This is a genomic window from Pseudomonas sp. XWY-1 (assembly GCF_002953115.1).
GTDB classification, from domain to species: domain Bacteria; phylum Pseudomonadota; class Gammaproteobacteria; order Pseudomonadales; family Pseudomonadaceae; genus Aquipseudomonas; species Aquipseudomonas alloputida.
Genome location: NZ_CP026332.1, coordinates 3,724,636 through 3,740,585 on the forward strand (window position 1 = coordinate 3,724,636; position 15,950 = coordinate 3,740,585).

Annotated in this window: 16 protein-coding genes and 2 tRNA genes; 6 read left to right on the top strand and 12 right to left on the bottom strand. The window is 61.5% G+C overall.

The genetic code is table 11. The annotated features are described in order from the left end of the window. Window positions 1-25 precede the first annotated feature (25 nt). The 6 genes from rbsD to PRJ_RS17285 are packed head-to-tail and all read right to left on the bottom strand — an operon-like array spanning window position 26 to window position 5,897. The gene (gene rbsD, locus PRJ_RS17260) at window positions 26-424 is read right to left on the bottom strand and encodes a D-ribose pyranase (RefSeq protein ID WP_003250646.1); all 399 of its coding nucleotides are present in this window, start codon (window positions 422-424) and stop codon (window positions 26-28) included. Continuing rightward, window positions 421-1,329 (bottom strand): ribokinase, encoded by a 909-nt coding sequence (rbsK, locus tag PRJ_RS17265; RefSeq protein WP_104962063.1) that lies wholly within the window; start codon window positions 1,327-1,329, stop codon window positions 421-423. Before rbsK ends, rbsD begins: the two co-directional genes overlap by 4 nt. A 15-nt stretch (window positions 1,330-1,344) precedes the next feature. After that, window positions 1,345-2,367, bottom strand: coding sequence for a LacI family DNA-binding transcriptional regulator (locus PRJ_RS17270; RefSeq protein WP_104962064.1), 1,023 nt, complete (start codon window positions 2,365-2,367; stop codon window positions 1,345-1,347). Window positions 2,368-2,371: 4 nt separating this feature from the next. Continuing rightward, on the bottom strand, window positions 2,372-3,367 hold the full coding sequence (locus PRJ_RS17275) for an ABC transporter permease (RefSeq protein ID WP_104962065.1): 996 nt from the start codon (window positions 3,365-3,367) through the stop codon (window positions 2,372-2,374). After that, window positions 3,364-4,917 carry a sugar ABC transporter ATP-binding protein gene (locus tag PRJ_RS17280; RefSeq protein WP_104962066.1) on the bottom strand — a complete coding sequence of 518 codons (1,554 nt, stop codon included), beginning with the start codon at window positions 4,915-4,917 and terminating at the stop codon, window positions 3,364-3,366. The genes PRJ_RS17275 and PRJ_RS17280 overlap by 4 nt, the downstream gene beginning before the upstream one ends. Before the next feature lie 20 nt (window positions 4,918-4,937). After that, a complete protein-coding gene (locus PRJ_RS17285) occupies window positions 4,938-5,897 on the bottom strand; it encodes a sugar ABC transporter substrate-binding protein (RefSeq protein ID WP_104962067.1) in 960 nt (319 codons plus the stop codon). Between the two features lie 367 nt (window positions 5,898-6,264). On the opposite strand from PRJ_RS17285, the gene PRJ_RS17290 reads away from it, so the two are divergent. After that, window positions 6,265-7,353, top strand: coding sequence for an asparaginase (locus PRJ_RS17290; protein WP_010953400.1), 1,089 nt, complete (start codon window positions 6,265-6,267; stop codon window positions 7,351-7,353). A 124-nt stretch (window positions 7,354-7,477) separates the two neighbouring features. On the opposite strand, the gene PRJ_RS17295 is transcribed toward PRJ_RS17290, so the two are convergent. Then, window positions 7,478-9,352, bottom strand: a complete 1,875-nt coding sequence (locus PRJ_RS17295; RefSeq protein ID WP_104962068.1) for a sigma 54-interacting transcriptional regulator — start codon at window positions 9,350-9,352, stop codon at window positions 7,478-7,480. Between the two features lie 201 nt (window positions 9,353-9,553). Here PRJ_RS17295 and cynS point away from each other — a divergent pair, with 201 nt between their 5' ends. From cynS to PRJ_RS17315, 4 genes are all read left to right on the top strand, one after another. Further along, window positions 9,554-9,994 carry a cyanase gene (cynS, locus tag PRJ_RS17300; RefSeq protein WP_104962069.1) on the top strand — a complete coding sequence of 147 codons (441 nt, stop codon included), beginning with the start codon at window positions 9,554-9,556 and terminating at the stop codon, window positions 9,992-9,994. A 64-nt stretch (window positions 9,995-10,058) separates the two neighbouring features. After that, window positions 10,059-10,883 (top strand): formate/nitrite transporter family protein, encoded by an 825-nt coding sequence (locus PRJ_RS17305; RefSeq protein ID WP_104962070.1) that lies wholly within the window; start codon window positions 10,059-10,061, stop codon window positions 10,881-10,883. 219 nt (window positions 10,884-11,102) lie between these two features. Further along, a complete protein-coding gene (locus PRJ_RS17310) occupies window positions 11,103-11,345 on the top strand; it encodes a DUF1654 domain-containing protein (protein ID WP_004574330.1) in 243 nt (80 codons plus the stop codon). Window positions 11,346-11,351: 6 nt separating this feature from the next. Next, window positions 11,352-12,044, top strand: a complete 693-nt coding sequence (locus PRJ_RS17315; protein ID WP_104962071.1) for an endonuclease — start codon at window positions 11,352-11,354, stop codon at window positions 12,042-12,044. 3 nt (window positions 12,045-12,047) lie between these two features. Here PRJ_RS17315 and PRJ_RS17320 read toward each other — a convergent pair whose 3' ends face one another. The 4 genes from PRJ_RS17320 to PRJ_RS17335 form a co-directional block, all read right to left on the bottom strand. Next, complete coding sequence (locus PRJ_RS17320) at window positions 12,048-12,473, bottom strand: hypothetical protein (RefSeq protein WP_010953397.1); 426 nt, start codon at window positions 12,471-12,473, stop codon at window positions 12,048-12,050. 98 nt (window positions 12,474-12,571) lie between these two features. Then, window positions 12,572-13,141, bottom strand: a complete 570-nt coding sequence (locus PRJ_RS17325) for an SPOR domain-containing protein (RefSeq protein WP_014591568.1) — start codon at window positions 13,139-13,141, stop codon at window positions 12,572-12,574. A 131-nt stretch (window positions 13,142-13,272) separates the two neighbouring features. Beyond that, window positions 13,273-13,349 (bottom strand) — tRNA-Val (locus PRJ_RS17330). 171 nt (window positions 13,350-13,520) lie between these two features. Continuing rightward, window positions 13,521-13,597 (bottom strand) — tRNA-Val (locus PRJ_RS17335). A 203-nt stretch (window positions 13,598-13,800) separates the two neighbouring features. On the opposite strand from PRJ_RS17335, the gene PRJ_RS17340 reads away from it, so the two are divergent. Then, complete coding sequence (locus tag PRJ_RS17340; RefSeq protein WP_003250557.1) at window positions 13,801-15,084, top strand: FAD-binding oxidoreductase; 1,284 nt, start codon at window positions 13,801-13,803, stop codon at window positions 15,082-15,084. Window positions 15,085-15,172: 88 nt separating this feature from the next. On the opposite strand, the gene PRJ_RS17345 is transcribed toward PRJ_RS17340, so the two are convergent. Continuing rightward, the gene (locus PRJ_RS17345) at window positions 15,173-15,907 is read right to left on the bottom strand and encodes a peptidase C39 family protein (protein WP_104962072.1); all 735 of its coding nucleotides are present in this window, start codon (window positions 15,905-15,907) and stop codon (window positions 15,173-15,175) included. Window positions 15,908-15,950 lie beyond the last annotated feature (43 nt).

Below are 15,950 nucleotides of genomic sequence, written 5' to 3' on the forward strand. Positions count from 1 at the left end.
AGCCCGGCGTCCTTTGTGGAAGCGGCTAGAAGGTGACGCCGGAGATGAGGGCAATGTTGCTGTAGGGCTGGCACTCGCCTGTACGCACCACCGCACGAGCACTGCGCGACAGCACTTTGAAATCCTCATGGGTCAGCCATTCGCGCTTGCCCAGCTTGCCCTTCAGTCGCTCGATTTCGACCAGCGCGGGCGGCACCACTTTCTGCATTTCTTCAGCCAGCACATGCCGCTCAACCTGCAGTTCGCTCAGCACCACCCGCAGCACGCTGGCGAAGTCCGGCAGGCCAGGCGTAATGGCCAGGTCGATCAGTTCCACACCCGGCGGCACCGGCAGCCCGGCATCGCCAATCACCAGGATATCGCCATGCCCCATGCCGGCAATGACCCGCGACAGGGCAACGTTCAACAGCGGGGTTTTCTTCATGGCGTCAGCTCCGCCAGGTAGGGAATCGACGGTTGGGCACCCGCACGGGTAACCGACAATGCCGCGGCACGCTGACCAAAGGCGATCGCCTCGCCCTCCTTCAGCCCACGCACCAGGGCGGCAGCAAAGCCACCAATGAAGGTATCGCCGGCAGCGGTGGTGTCCAGCGGTTGCACGCGCGGCGCCGGATAGTGCTGATGGCCTTGGGCAGTAACCAGCAAGGCACCTTGCGCACCCAAGGTGATGATCACTTTGCCTGCCCCCAGCTGCAGCAAGCGCTCACCTGCGCGCCGGGCACTGTCCTGGTCGGTCACCGCCACACCGGTCAAGGCTTCGGCCTCGCTTTCGTTAGGGGTAAGGTAATCGATATGCGCAAACCAGTCCGCTGGCAAGGGGCCGGTAGCGGGTGCTGGGTTCAGGATCACCTGCTTGCCCAGCTCGTGCCCTCTGGCCAGTGCCCAGGCCACGGTGCTGGCTGGCACTTCCAACTGGCAGATGATTACCTCGGCAGCCTGCAGCAACGCATCGAAGCGCCGCACCGACTGCGGCGTCAGCAGGCCGTTGGCGCCGGGAATGATGACAATACAGTTCTGGCTGGCAGCATCCACCGTGATCAGCGCCACACCGCTGGACGTGCCCGGGCAGGTGCTGACACCCTGACAGTCGATACCCTCGACATACAAGGCCCGGTGCAGCTGCCGACCGTAGTCGTCATCCCCTACATTGCCGATCATCGCCACGCTGCCGCCCAGCCGCGCCACTGCCACCGCCTGGTTGGCACCCTTGCCGCCCGGCACCGTGAAAAAGCTATCGCCGGGGAGCGTTTCGCCGGCCCGTGGCAGGCGCTGGGCGCGGACCACCAGGTCCATGTTGAGGCTGCCAACCACCACAACCTTGGCATTCATGACGTTTCCTTAGCGTTAGCGGTAATCATTGAACAGGTCCGGACGCGGCCCGGTGGACTCACGCAAGACGATACGCGGGGCGACAATGCGCTGCTCCGCCGCGCCTTGCCGGGGCGTAGCGATACGCGTCAGCAGCAACGAGGCAGCGCTCTCGCCCAGCTCGCGGATCGACTGGCCCACGGTGGTCAGTGGTGGGTACACGTAGCGGCTGAGCTCGATGTCATCGAAGCCGATCACCGACAGCTCGCCGGGTACGCTGATATTGCGTTCGGCTGCAGCGCGCAGCACACCAAAGCCGATCATGTCGTTGCCGGCAAAAATCGCCGAGGGCCGCTTGCCTTCCAGCACCTGCGCCGCCGCTGCATGGCCACCCGGGCTGGTGAAGTCGCAGTGCAGTACACGGCTGCCCGGCACGGGCGCACCGGCTTCGGCCATGGCACGGCGGAAGCCGCTCAGGCGCAGCTGGGTAACCCCGGTTTCGGCGGGGCCGCCGATATAGGCGACGTCGCGATGGCCAAGCTCCAGCAGATGCCGGGTGGCCAGATACGCCCCCTGCTCGTGGTCAATGCGCACCAGGTCGGCATCGACGCCTTCCAGCTCACGGTCGACGATGACCATTGGCGTGCGCACACTGGCCAGGCTTTGCAGCAGGTCGTCGTCCTGGCCCACCGAGGCCACTACCAGGCCGTCGATGCGTTTTTCCAGCAGCACGCGCAGGTAGCTGCGCTGCTTCTGCGGGTTGTCGTCGGAGTTGCACAGGATCACGCAATAGCCGTTGCGCTCGCAGGCGTCTTCGATACCCCGCGCCAGCTCGGCGAAGTACGGGTTGACGCTGTTGGGCACCAACAGGCCGATGGTGGCCGTGCTGCGCGCTTTCAGCGAGCGCGCCACCGCACTGGGCACGTAATCCAGTTCGATGATGGCGGCTTCCACTTTCAGCCGCACCTGCTCGCTGACCGGACGGGTCTTGTTGAGTACATGGGACACGGTGGTGTAGGAAATACCCGCCAGTGCCGCGACGTCTTTGATGGTTGCCATGTTGTCAGTTCCGCCGGCCTGCGCGCCGGCTACGGTAAGTGTCGAGCACCACGGCGATGACGATCACCGCCCCGGTGATGATGCGTTTGGTCGGCTCGCTGGCACCGATCTGCGCCAGCCCGGCGGCCAATACGGAAATGATCAGTACGCCAAAGAAGGTGCTGATGACCGAGCCACGCCCACCCATCAGGCTGGTGCCGCCGATCACGACGGCGGCAATGACCTGCAGCTCCAGGCCAGAGCCGGCGTTGGGGTCGGCCGCTTCCAGCCGCGAGATCTGGAACAGCGCGGCCAGGCCGGCGAGCAGGCCCATCAGGGCGAACACCAGCACTTTGTAGGGGCGCGGATCGATACCGGCCAGGCGCACGGCCTCTTCGTTGGTGCCGATACCGATCAGGTAACGACCGAACACCGTGCGCGTCAGAACAAACTGGGCGAGCACGATCACCAGCAAGGCGATGATGAACGCTGGCGAAACACCAAAGGCGACCGGGTTGGAGAACCAGGCATAGGCGTCGCCGATATAGGCGGTGCGCGAGTCGGTGAACTGGTAGGCCAGGCCACGGGCCATCTCCAGCACACCAAGCGAAACGATGAACGACGGGATACGCCAGGCCACGGTGACGCCACCGGTAATGCTGCCGGCCAATGCGGCCACAGCCATGCCCAGCAGCGCCGAGGGCAGCACGCCCCAGCCCCAGCCGAGTATCGCCACGCTCACCGTCGAGGCGGCCAGCGCCAGCACCGAGCCCACCGACAGGTCGATGCCGCCGATGATCAACACGAAGGTCATGCCCACCGCCAGCACCATCAGGTCCGGGATCTGGTTGGCCAGCGTGCTGAAGGTGCCATACGACCAGAAGTGGCTGCTGAGGAACGAGAACAGCACGATCATCGCCAGCAAGGCGCCAGCCAGGCCCAGGTAGGTGCCCAAGCCAAAGTAGGTACCGCTGCGGCGCACGGGGGCGGCTTCCTGATTGTTGAGCGGGGTGGTTTTCATGCATCCATCCTGGGGGCTGCATCATGCAGCAGCGCGTCACGTTTCTGATAACCGGCGAAGGCGGCGGCAAGCAACTGGTCCTGGCTCCAATGATCACGCGCGAAGGTGTCGATCAGGCGGCCGGCGGACAGCACGGCGATGCGGTCGCAAATCAGCATCAGTTCGCGCAGGTCACTGGACACCACCACCAAGGCCTTGCCTTGGCGCGCCAGCTCGGCTAGCAGGCCATAAATGTCGAACTTGGCGCCCACATCGATGCCACGCGTGGGTTCGTCGAACAGCAGCACCTGGCAATCGCGCTCCAGCCAGCGGCCGATCACTACCTTCTGCTGGTTACCGCCAGACAGCTCACCCACCACTTGCTGCGCGCCAGCACTGCGAATGCGCATGGCCTGGATCTGGCGCTCGGCCAAGGCCTTTTCCGCTTCACCATCGAGCACACCGGCGCGCGATACCGCGCCCAGGTTGCCCAACGCAATGTTGGCGCTGATCGACTGCGTCAACAGCAGGCCCTCGCCTTTGCGGTCTTCGGTTATCAGCGCGATACCGGCACGCACTGCAGCCTTGGGCGAGTCGATGTTTACCGCCTGCGGCGGCTGGCCCAGCGCGATACCGCCGCTGTCGGCGCGATCGGCACCGTAGATCAGGCGCAGCAGCTCGGTACGGCCGGCGCCGATCAGGCCGGAGATGCCAAAAATCTCCCCTGCCCTGACTTCGAACGACACCTCGCGCACCTTGTCGCCGCGGCACAACTTGTCGACCTTGAGCAGCGGTGCCCCCATCTGCCGTCGGCCCAGGTCAATATGCTCGCCCAGCTCGCGGCCGACCATCAGGTTGACCAGCTCGGCGCTGCTGTAGCGCTGGATCGGCTCGTCGCACACCAGCTTGCCATCGCGCAGTACAACGATGCGTTGGGCCACACGCTGCAACTCTTCCAGGCGATGCGAGATATAGACGATGGCCACGCCGCGGGCGCGCAGGCGCTCGATCTGGGTGAACAGCAACGCCACCTCGCGCGCAGTGAGCATGGCAGTGGGCTCGTCCAGGATCAGCACATGGCAGTCACCGATCAGGTTGCGGGCAATCTCGACCATTTGCTGATGGCCGATGCCCAGTTCGCCGACAGGGGTGTCCGGGTCGATGGCGTCGAGCCCGACCCGAGCCATGGCAGCCGTTGCCAGCTGGCGCAAGCGCTTGTGGCTGATCCAGCCGAAGCGGCTGGGCAGGTTGTCGAGAAACAGGTTTTCCGCCACGGTCAGCGTCGGCAGCAGGTTCAGCTCCTGCATGACCATGCGCACCCCAAGGCGTTCGGCCTCGCCGCGACTGCCGGGCGCGTAGGCCTGGCCGCGGTAGGTCATGTGCCCGGTGGTGGGCACCTCCAGGCCGCTGATGAGCTTGGACAACGTACTCTTGCCCGCGCCGTTCTCGCCGGTCAGGGCCAGCACTTCGCCCGCGCGCAGGCTCAGGCTGACCTCGCCAAGTACGGGCTGGGCGTAGGTCTTGCCCAGGCCGCTGGCGGCAAGCACCACTTCATTGGCCGATGCAGGCATGGCCGATTCTCCTGGCAGCATCAGGGCTTCTTGGTGATGAGTTCGACCGGGGTCTGGATGACGTTGTCGGCATCCACATCAGGCTTTTCGCCCTTGACCATTTTCAGCGCCGCCTGAATGCCATACACCGCCTGCTGGCTGGCCGCCTGGTCGAGGGTGGCAAGCACCCGACCGTCTTCAAGCATTGGCTTGATGGCATTGATGTTGTCATAGCCCACCACTTGCACCTGGCCGGTCTTGCCAGCGGCACGCACGGCGGACACAGCGCCCAGGGCCATGCTGTCGTTGCCGGCCAGCAAGGCCTTCAGGTCGGGGTATTCGTTGAGCATGGAGGCGGCGACGGCGTTGCCTTTGTCGATCTCCCAATTGCCGCTTTGTACCGAGACGATTTTCATCTGCGCGGCGTCCATGGCGTCCTTGAAGCCGGCGGTGCGCTGCTGGGCATTGGTGGTGGTCGACACGCCTTCGATAATGCCCACCTGGTCGCCGGCCTTGAGCTTCTGGCTGGCCAGGTAATCGCCAACCAGGCGCGCACCCTTGCGGTTGTCGGGGCCGACGAAGGGAACGCTGATGCCTTTGCTCTTGAGCAGATCAGGGTCCAGACGGTTGTCGATGTTGATCACCATCACGCCCTGGTCCATGGCCTTCTTCACCGCCGACACAAGCGCCTTGGAATCAGCCGGGGCAATCACCAGCGCCTTGGCGCCGGCATTGACCATCTGCTCGACGATGCGGATCTGCTCGCCAGTGTCGGTCTCGTTCTTGATGCCGTTGGCGATGAGGTCGAACTCGTCGGCGTGGGTTTTCTGGTAGTCCTTGGCGCCGTCTTCCATGGTGCGGAAGAACTCGTTGGCCAGCGACTTCATGACAAGGGCGACCTTAGGCTTGTCTTCAGCGTGGGCGGCAGACAATGGCAAGGTGAGGCTAAGCGAGGAAATGACAGCGAGGGCCAGCACACGACCGGGGAACGGCAGCTTCATGAACGATGACTCCGAATCTTGTGTTTTTTGTCGGATCGCAAACGTTTGCGTTGACCAACTATGGTAACAGGACCGTTGTTTGTCAAATCCGTTTGGCTTTCGGAGGCCAAAGTGCTGCTGGGGCCGATTATGCAGTCTTTTCCGAAAAACCGAACACCTTTTCCTTTATTTGTTCGGAATTACGAATGCAATGCCGCCTTTGGCAGGCGCGGCTCGGTGCAACATCACACATTGTCGGGGCTGCTACACAGCCCATTGCAACGCAAGGCCGCTCCAACCCGGGCAACGCGTGGTGCCTTGGTACGAAAAATGCCTATAGCCCTGCGCGACTCAATAACTAACTCACTAGGAAGCGAGAACAATAACGATGAATGCCGCACTGAAAACCTTCGCCCCCAGCGCACTCGCCCTGCTGCTGATCCTGCCATCCAGCGCCTCGGCCAAAGAAGCCGAAACCCAACAGAAGCTGGCCAATGTGGTCATCCTCGCCACCGGCGGCACCATTGCCGGCGCCGGTGCCAGCGCTGCCAACAGCGCCACTTACCAGGCTGCCAAGTTGGGCGTCGACAAGCTCATCGCCGGCGTGCCGGAACTGGCCGACATCGCCAATGTACGTGGCGAGCAAGTGATGCAGATCGCCTCCGAGAGCATCAGCAATGACGACCTGCTGAAGCTGGGCAAGCGCGTCGCCGAGCTGGCCGAAAGCAAGGACGTCGACGGCATCGTCATCACCCACGGCACCGATACCCTCGAAGAAACCGCCTTCTTCCTCAACCTGGTAGAGAAAACCGACAAGCCAATCGTGGTGGTCGGCTCGATGCGCCCGGGTACCGCCATGTCCGCCGACGGCATGCTCAACCTGTACAACGCCGTGGCCGTAGCCAGCGACAAGCAGTCGCGCGGCAAGGGCGTGCTGGTGACCATGAACGACGAGATCCAGTCCGGCCGCGATGTGAGCAAAGCGGTCAACATCAAGACCGAAGCCTTCAAGAGCGCCTGGGGCCCGATGGGCATGGTGGTGGAAGGCAAATCGTACTGGTTCCGCCTGCCGGCCAAGCGCCATACGGTCAATTCCGAGTTCGATATCAAGCAGATCAGCAGCCTGCCGCAGGTGGACATTGCCTATGGCTATGGCAACGTCACCGACACCGCCTACAAGGCGCTGGCACAGAACGGCGCCAAGGCGCTGATCCATGCCGGTACCGGCAACGGTTCGGTATCGTCGCGGGTAGTCCCGGCGCTGCAAGAACTGCGCAAGAACGGCGTGCAGATCATCCGCTCGTCGCATGTCAACCAGGGTGGTTTCGTACTGCGTAATGCCGAACAGCCGGATGACAAGAACGACTGGGTCGTGGCTCACGACCTGAACCCGCAAAAAGCGCGGATCCTGGCGATGGTGGCAATGACCAAGACCCAGGACAGCAAAGAGCTGCAGCGGATCTTCTGGGAGTACTGATTAACCACCCATGGCCGGTGCCCCACATCACCGGCCATTCTTCCTTTCCAGATCAACCCCGCCCCGCCGCCACTCAACTGGGGCTCGCATCAGTGGGTTTCTTCTCAGGCTTGCGCGAGCGGCTCTATTTGTAATCTCTCGGATCAACGCCCCACTTTTTGAGTCGAGACGCCAGGGTTGTGGGCTTCAACCCCAGCAATTGCGCAGCACCACCCTCGCCGGAGACTTTCCCTGCTGTTCGCTTGAGCACAGAGATCGCATTCAGTTTCATCTGCCGCTCCCAGTCTTTGTCGGCAGTCGGCTCGGGCTGGCATTGTGAAATTGAAGATACAGGGCCACTGGACGGGGCGCTTGGCGCCAGAACCTCATGAAAGCTCACGCGACCGTCTCGGGAGACGATGGTCTGTCGCTCAATCACATTTTGAAGCTCGCGGATGTTGCCTGGCCAGGCGTACTGCTGAAGCACCGCGACTTGGGTCAGCGACATGCGAATGCCCGGTTTGTTAAACGCCAGGCTAGCCCTTTCAAGAAAATGGCTGGCGAGCAACGGAATGTCCTCAAGTCGCTCCCGCAAGGGCACCGAGCGTATAGGGAACACATTCAAGCGGAAGTATAAATCTTCCCGGAACGCCCCTCGGGCGACCATATCGCGCAGGTCCCGATTCGTTGCGGCGATAACTCGAACATCAACGGCCCTGGTGCGATTGTCGCCTACAGGCTCAAACTGGCGGTCCTGTAGAACACGGAGCAACTTGCTTTGTAGCTCCAGCGGAATCTCTCCCACCTCATCGAGAAACAAGGTACCTCCGTCCGCCAACTCAAAGCGACCCACTCGGTTGCTGACCGCTCCGGTGAAGGCCCCTTTGAGGTGGCCGAAGAACTCGCTCTCGAACAATTCACGGGGCACCGCGGCGCAATTGACCCGAATCAGAGGGCGGTCGCGCCGGGGGCTGCTGGCATGAATAGCGCGAGCCACAAGCTCTTTACCCGTGCCTGACTCGCCGGTGACCAACACGTTGGCGTCGGTAGCTGCGACCAGGTCGATCTGCTGTAACAAATGCTTGACCGCTGGGCTTTCGCCGACGATCTCGTGGTGATTGCCGTGGGCGTTGATTTCCTCCTGCAGGTACTGGTTTTCCATCTCCAGCCGAGTCTTCAACTGCTCTACTTCACTTAGCGCATCGCGCAGGCGCGCTTCAGTGCGTTGTCGTTCGCGGATGTCCCGAAACAACACCACCGCCCCCACCAGCCTTCCCATCTCGAAGATTGGAGTGCTGGTGTACTCGACGGCGATTGGTTCGCCGCTCTTGTGCCAGAACACCTCGTGGTCCACGCGATGAACTTGTCCATCGCTGAACGAAGCATGAATGGGGCACTGATTGACCTCGAACGCACGTCCATCGCTATGGCTGTGGTGGAACAAGTGGTGGGCATCCTGGCCAATCATGTCGACGGCACTCCACCCCAAAATACGCTCGGCGGCGGGGTTGATGAACGTGGTCTGGCCCCGGGTATCGAGCCCATAGATGCCCTCGCCAACTGCGCCAAGAATCAGCCGGTTTTGCTGCTGGATGCGCTCGAACACCTGGCTGATCCGCTCCCACCCCACGTGGCCCAAACGGTGTTGCCGGCGCGCCTCAGCACGGTTACGGCGCTGCTCCAGAAGGTCGCGGCGCTGCACCGCCAGTACAATTTTCCCGCCCTCAACCGCGCTAGCCGAAACCTCCACCGCTATTTGCCGCAGTTGCAGATCCACCAGCAGCAGGTCGTCCGACCACGCTTCGCCTTGAGTCAGCACCTCATCCGTAAAGCTCACCCACAGTGCGATTCCCCCTCGCAGAAAATGGCTAAAGGCATGACCGGGCAGCTCATTCGCGGCGCAGCCCAGTAAATCAAGCGCGGCGTTGTTGGCTTGCAGTACCCGATCATCTACCGGGTGGATTAACAGCATGGCAACGGCGGAGTCGGCAGCGACTCCGAGGGCGACGGCGTCTGTCACTGATGGATATCCTCGAACTGATTTTCACGACATTTCGTGAACAATATTACGACCGTTCGTAATTTACGAAATTTCGTAAATAAACCTCGCCATCAAACAAAAAATAACTCAATAAAATCATGCAGTTACAAAAAGCAGGAGATTGGCACATCTCTCGCTATGGGTGTGTTCACCTTTAACCAGACTGCGGGAGCAGAAATAATGGACAAACTTGAAATGCATCACCTGATCATGGCCGCGAAAGCACGCAAGGGCCTGAGCTGGGATGATATTGCCAACGCAGTGGGCAAGGCCCCGGTATGGCTTGCATCAGTCTGCTACGGCATGAACAGCGCACCGCTGGAAGTGGCAACGCATCTTTGCGAGGTATTGGAGCTGGATGATCAAGTCGCCGCTACCTTAACCGCTTTCCCAGTCAAGGGTTGGGACAAGTCCATCCCTCAAGACCCGCTGATCTATCGACTGTACGAAGTCGTGGGCGTCTATGGCCCGACCCTGAAAGACGTTATCCAGGAAAAATTTGGCGACGGCATCATGAGTGCCATCGACTTTTCCATGCATGTCGAGCGAATCGAAGACCCCAAAGGCGACCGGGTTCTGTTGACCCTCAATGGCAAGTTCTTGCCATACCGTTCCTGGTAAATCCATCCAACCCTCGGCATCCCTCCGGGGGTGCCGCCTATTACCCGCAGTTGAGGGAGCCGCCATGTCTTATCTGCTACCCACCGATTTTGTCACCAAGATGCTCGATGCCGGCGCATCAAAGGTCCACATGTCCACTCGCGACACGCTGATCCGCAGCTATATGGCCGGGGCAATTCTGGCCCTGGCGGCCGTATTCGCAGTGACCATCGCAGTACAGACAGGCTCAGCCCTGCTAGGCGCAGTACTGTTTCCGGTTGGTTTTTCAATGCTCTACCTTATGGGCTTCGACCTGCTCACCGGGGTCTTCATGCTCACCCCACTGGCATTACTGGACAAACGTCCCGGGGTCACCGTTATGGGAATTCTGCGCAACTGGGGCCTGGTGTTCGCCGGCAACTTCGCCGGCGCCCTTACGGTCGCCTGCATGATGGCCTTCGTCTTTACCTATGGTTTCCATGCTTCCCCCGGTGCCGTGGGAGAGAAAATTGCCAGCATCGGTGAGGCCCGCACCCTGGGTTACGAGCAATACGGGCTGGCAGGCTGGTTGACGATCTTCCTGCGTGGCGTGCTGTGCAACTGGATGGTGTCGATGGGCGTGGTCGGCGCGATGATCTCCACCTCTGTGAGCGGCAAGGTGATCGCCATGTGGATGCCGATCATGCTGTTTTTCTTCATGGGCTTCGAGCACTCGGTCGTGAACATGTTCTTGTTCCCTTCCGCAATGATCATGGGCGGCGATTTCTCGCTCATGGACTACCTGGTGTGGAACGAAATCCCTACTGTACTGGGCAACTTGGTGGGCGGCCTGGCCTTCACAGGCCTGACGCTGTACGGCACCCACATCCGTACGGCCGCGAAGAAAGCCACCAGCGCAACAACCTGCTGAAGCGATAAAGAAGGCAGGCAGCCTCAGTCGCCGCCTGTCTCCTTCATATCCAGGACAAAAAAGAGGTTTTGCTTTGCACTGCTACTAACCCGAACATCGTTTACATTTCAGAACGGTGTCATGGCTTACAGACCAACGCTGGATTTCCCCTGACAAGCTGTTGCGAATTTACTTACAGTGAAATACTGTATGCACATACAGCAAAACAAGGAAACTCCTGTGTCCAGCACCGCCTCCGCCACCCCGAGCAGCTATGAACAGCTGGGTGTACGCATCCAGAAGATCATCAACAGCCCCACCGCCCAGCGCAGCCGTGCGGCGCTGATCTTCCGCCTGGAACAGGAAAGCCCGGATGACTGGGAGACCCTGCTTCAGGAGATCGCAGAAAACGACAACGTCACCCTCGCCCATCGCGACGATGGCGGTGTGCAGATTTTCTGGACCGTACCGAAGGAAGATTGACTGCGCATGAGAGTTTCGCTTTTCGCAGCAGCTTGCCTGTTACTGACCGCTCCGCTTGTTCAAGCCGACGCCCCGCGCACCTTCCAGGAGGCCAAGAAGGTCGCCTGGAAGCTCTATGCGCCGCAATCAACCGAGTTTTATTGCGGCTGTAAATACAAAGGCAACAAGGTCGACCTGGCATCTTGCGGCTATACCCCACGCAAGAATGCCCAGCGCGCGTCGCGCATCGAGTGGGAGCACATCGTACCCGCCTGGCAGATCGGCCATCAGCGCCAGTGCTGGCAGAGTGGCGGGCGCAAGCAGTGCTCGCAGCATGACGAAGTGTACCAACGCGCCGAAGCCGACCTGCACAACCTGGTGCCAAGCATCGGCGAGGTCAACGGCGACCGCAGCAACTTCAGCTTCGGCTGGCTACCAGAACAACGCGGCCAGTATGGCCGCTGCCTGACCCAGGTCGACTTCAAGGCCAAGAAGGTGATGCCGCGCCCGTCGATCCGCGGCATGATCGCCCGCACCTACTTCTACATGAGCAAGCAGTACAACCTCCGCCTGTCCAAACAGGACCGCCAGCTGTTCGAAGCCTGGAACAAGACCTACCCGCCGCAAGCCTGGGAGCGGCAACGCAACCAACAGGTCGCCTGCGTGATGGGGCGGGGAAACGCGTTCGTGGGGCCGGTCAACCTCAAGGCGTGCGGTTGATCCTCAGGCCAGCGTTTGTAAGTAGGCGCTGGCTTCCCGGTAACGGGCCAGCCGCGCCAGGTCGGCGGGGCCCGGACAGGGGATGCGCGAGAGATCACTGTTGTCGGCCAGATCGGCCAGCTTGACGGTGCGCGCCAGCGGGTCGTCGCCCAGGCGCATCACGAAATCCTGGTAAGGCTCGCCCTCGCGGCGGCTAAGCGCCAGCAACGCAGCCAGGATTTTCAGCGCGAAACCCTCACGCGCCAGGTCGGACAGGGTCAGCGGGGTGTCTTCGATCACATCGTGAAGCACCGCCACAATCCGCTGTTCAGGTGTGGAAACCCGCATCATCACGCGTAACGGGTGGAGGATATAAGCCGCCCCACCCTTATCGTATTGCCCTTCATGCGCCCTGGCGGCCACGGCAATGGCCCGCTCCAGTGTAGACATGAGGCCCTCCCCGTTTGGCAGCTACCACCCCAAGCATAGCCAAACTTGTGTGAACAGCGCCTGACACAAGCCTTGACTGCGGCGCCACTTTTACTGGCTTAGCGTGCTGCGCCGTGCTGGATGACCACCGAATCGGTACCCAGCTTGGCCATCACTTCGTCCCTGCGCGCCTGCGCTTCTTCACGGGTGGGGAACGGCCCCAGCAGCACCACCGGCTTGCCGTCGCGGTACTCCACCGAAGAGGGGATGCCCTTCTCGATCAGGCGCGCCGTCATGTCGCTGAGCGCACCCATATTGGCGCCCTGCACCACTTCCACGTCCCAACCCTGTGGCGCCGGCTGGTCTGCCAGCGCCTCGGCACGGCGCTGCAGGTCGGCTCCACCGCAGAGCTCACGGATACGCAGGTTGTTGCCGGTATCGTCGACGATGATGTCGTATTGGCCATCGCGCTTGATCGCCACGTAGCTGCGGTAGGCTTCGTACTGCCCGGCATCGTCCTTGCCGCGGACCTGACCGCAGATGGTGCCCTGGGTGTCGATCCGCACGTTGCCGAACTTGGCGGTCTTGGGGTTGTGCAGGTGTTCGGCCACCTGCTTGTGCACGCCTTCGACCTCGTTCTCACAGCCCGCCAGGGCGAGCACTGCCATTACCACAGCCAGTTTGCGCACGCGTGTACCTCCAGATTCGAAGGGGCGGATTCTAGCACGCCGGGGTATGCCCGGACCGCGACCAAACGTTACACGCTGCTTCGGGCGCAAATGCAAAAAGGGCGATCATTTCTGATCGCCCTTTTTCGATTTGGTAGGCACAATTGGACTCGAACCAACGACCCCCACCATGTCAAGGTGGTGCTCTAACCAACTGAGCTATGTGCCTGTCGTGTGGTGCGCATATTAGTGGCCCGATGCGTACCTGTAAAGCTTTTTTTTGAGAAAAATCAAAAACTTTCGAATGCAGGCGCTTCGCGTCCAGACCGCGGTTTTCCGGCACACGCGCAATGGACAATGAAAAAAGGGGTGACCCTTTCGGATCACCCCTTTTTCGATTTGGTAGGCACAATTGGACTCGAACCAACGACCCCCACCATGTCAAGGTGGTGCTCTAACCAACTGAGCTATGTGCCTGTCGTGTGGTGCGCATTCTACGCATTACAAAAACCCTGTCAACACTTTTTTTCGCGCTAACCTACTGAATCTTAAACTCTTTATAGAGAGGCTGGCTAAGGGGAGACCCGTAAAGGATTTTCACCAGACGACTAGCGGGTGTTTATTATTATTGATAGCATCGGTACATTCGTTAAAAATATAAAACACGAGGTTCCTGCAGCATGGCTAACACCCCCTACCCCCAGTCCTACTACGCCGCCTCGGCCAACCCGGTGCCGCCACGTCCGGCGCTGCAGGGTGAGGTGGAAACCGATGTGTGCATCATCGGTGCCGGCTACACCGGCCTGTCCAGCGCCCTGTTCCTTCTGGAGAACGGCTTCAAGGTGAGCATCGTCGAAGCGGCCAAGGTCGGCTTCGGCGCATCGGGCCGCAACGGCGGACAGATCGTCAACAGCTACAGCCGCGACATTGATGTCATCGAACGCACCGTCGGCCCCAAGCAGGCGCAACTGCTGGGCCACATGGCCTTCGAGGGCGGGCGCATCATTCGTGAACGCGTGGCCAAGTACAACATTCAGTGCGACCTGAAAGATGGTGGCGTATTCGCCGCCCTTACCAGCAAGCAGATGGGCCACCTGGAATCGCAAAAGCGCCTGTGGGAACGCTTTGGCCATAATCAGCTGGAGCTGATGGACCAGAAGCGCATCCGCGAAGTGGTTGCCTGTGACAGCTACATCGGCGGCATGCTCGACATGAGCGGCGGCCACATCCACCCGCTGAACCTGGCCTTGGGCGAAGCTGCCGCGGTCGAGTCGCTGGGTGGCATCATCTATGAGCAAACCCCGGCCGTGCGCATCGAACGCGGTGCCAACCCGGTCGTGCATACCCCGCAGGGCAAGGTCCGCGCCAAGTTCATCATCGTCGCCGGCAACGCCTACCTGGGCAACCTGGTACCCGAGCTGGCCGCCAAGTCCATGCCATGCGGCACGCAGGTGATCACCACCGAGCCACTGGGCGAAGAACTGGCACGCACTCTGCTGCCGCAGGACTACTGCGTCGAGGACTGCAACTACCTGCTCGACTACTACCGCCTGACCAGCGACAAGCGCCTGATTTTCGGTGGCGGCGTGGTGTACGGCGCACGTGACCCGGCCAACATCGAGGCGATCATCCGCCCGAAAATGCTCAAGGCCTTCCCGCAGCTGAAGAACGTGAAGATCGACTACGCCTGGACCGGTAACTTCCTGCTGACCCTGTCGCGACTGCCACAGGTTGGCCGGATCGGCGACAACATCTACTACTCGCAGGGTTGCTCGGGCCACGGCGTGACCTATACCCACCTGGCGGGCAAGGTGCTGGCCGAGGCCCTGCGTGGCCAGGCAGAGCGTTTCGACGCCTTTGCCGGCCTGCCGCACTACCCGTTCCCGGGTGGCCAGATGCTGCGCGTACCCTTCAGCGCCATCGGTGCCTGGTACTACAGCCTGCGCGATCGCCTGGGCTTCTGATTCAGGCGGCCCGCGCCCACAGGATTTGTGCTGCTTGCACAGTCCGTGTGGGCGCGGGCTTACCTGCGAAGGGCCGGCACTGGCAACGCTATTTGTTCAGGCTATTGACCGCCTGCTTCGCCGCACTCTCTTGCCCCGCCTTGGCCAGTTCATCCGCAGCGTGCAACCACCGCTGGCGATCAACCTGGGCCGGCAGTTGCCGAGGTGGCTGCACCAGCACCGCCCAACTCCCCTGCTTCTCCCACGCCGATGCAAAGTCATCGAATGCCATCACCTGCCGCCGGTGCATGCCCGAACGCAGCAGCACCCGCTGCTTGTACCGGTCATACCCCATCAACACCGCATAGCGCGGCTCGCTCCACCAGGCCGAACCTTCCTCGTAACGCAGCAGCACCGGGTTGCCCGCCGCCACCTGGGCCAGCAGCGCGTCCAGTTGCTTGTCCAGCGGGTACACCACCCTGCCGTAGTCCCGCGCCACACGGGGAATAGCGGTATCCAGCGTTTCGGCACCCTGAGGCAGGTTCAGCGGCTTATCCAGCAAGCCTGGCGTAATAGGTGCCCCCTGCTGCGACAGCACTGCCGCCAGCGCCATGGCCCCGCTGTGGTTGGCGTTGCCACGGTAGAACGGCACGCTGCTGATCTCGACCCGCTGCGGCAGGCCCTTGAGGTTGCCGGGCGGTGCGCTGGCGCAGCCGGCCAGGGTGGCAGCCAGCAGGCAGGCCGCCAGTAGCCGCCGGGGGGCAGCCTTGAAGGAATGTTGCTCCATGGACACTCGCTTGTTCCAACGCCAGGCAGGCAGCGCCCGGCTCTGGCCACCGATCATAGGTCCGACAGCGGCGCGGGTATAGTCCGACAGCGCCTTGGAG

Coding starts and splice junctions, on each gene's coding strand:
- rbsD (WP_003250646.1), bottom strand. CDS start 424: ATGAAGAAAACCCCGCTGTTGAACGTTGCCCTGTCGCGGGTCATTGCC.
- rbsK (WP_104962063.1), bottom strand. CDS start 1,329: ATGAATGCCAAGGTTGTGGTGGTTGGCAGCCTCAACATGGACCTGGTG.
- PRJ_RS17270 (WP_104962064.1), bottom strand. CDS start 2,367: ATGGCAACCATCAAAGACGTCGCGGCACTGGCGGGTATTTCCTACACC.
- PRJ_RS17275 (WP_104962065.1), bottom strand. CDS start 3,367: ATGAAAACCACCCCGCTCAACAATCAGGAAGCCGCCCCCGTGCGCCGC.
- PRJ_RS17280 (WP_104962066.1), bottom strand. CDS start 4,917: ATGCCTGCATCGGCCAATGAAGTGGTGCTTGCCGCCAGCGGCCTGGGC.
- PRJ_RS17285 (WP_104962067.1), bottom strand. CDS start 5,897: ATGAAGCTGCCGTTCCCCGGTCGTGTGCTGGCCCTCGCTGTCATTTCC.
- PRJ_RS17290 (WP_010953400.1), top strand. CDS start 6,265: ATGAATGCCGCACTGAAAACCTTCGCCCCCAGCGCACTCGCCCTGCTG.
- cynS (WP_104962069.1), top strand. CDS start 9,554: ATGGACAAACTTGAAATGCATCACCTGATCATGGCCGCGAAAGCACGC.
- PRJ_RS17305 (WP_104962070.1), top strand. CDS start 10,059: ATGTCTTATCTGCTACCCACCGATTTTGTCACCAAGATGCTCGATGCC.
- PRJ_RS17315 (WP_104962071.1), top strand. CDS start 11,352: ATGAGAGTTTCGCTTTTCGCAGCAGCTTGCCTGTTACTGACCGCTCCG.
- PRJ_RS17320 (WP_010953397.1), bottom strand. CDS start 12,473: ATGTCTACACTGGAGCGGGCCATTGCCGTGGCCGCCAGGGCGCATGAA.
- PRJ_RS17340 (WP_003250557.1), top strand. CDS start 13,801: ATGGCTAACACCCCCTACCCCCAGTCCTACTACGCCGCCTCGGCCAAC.
- PRJ_RS17345 (WP_104962072.1), bottom strand. CDS start 15,907: ATGATCGGTGGCCAGAGCCGGGCGCTGCCTGCCTGGCGTTGGAACAAG.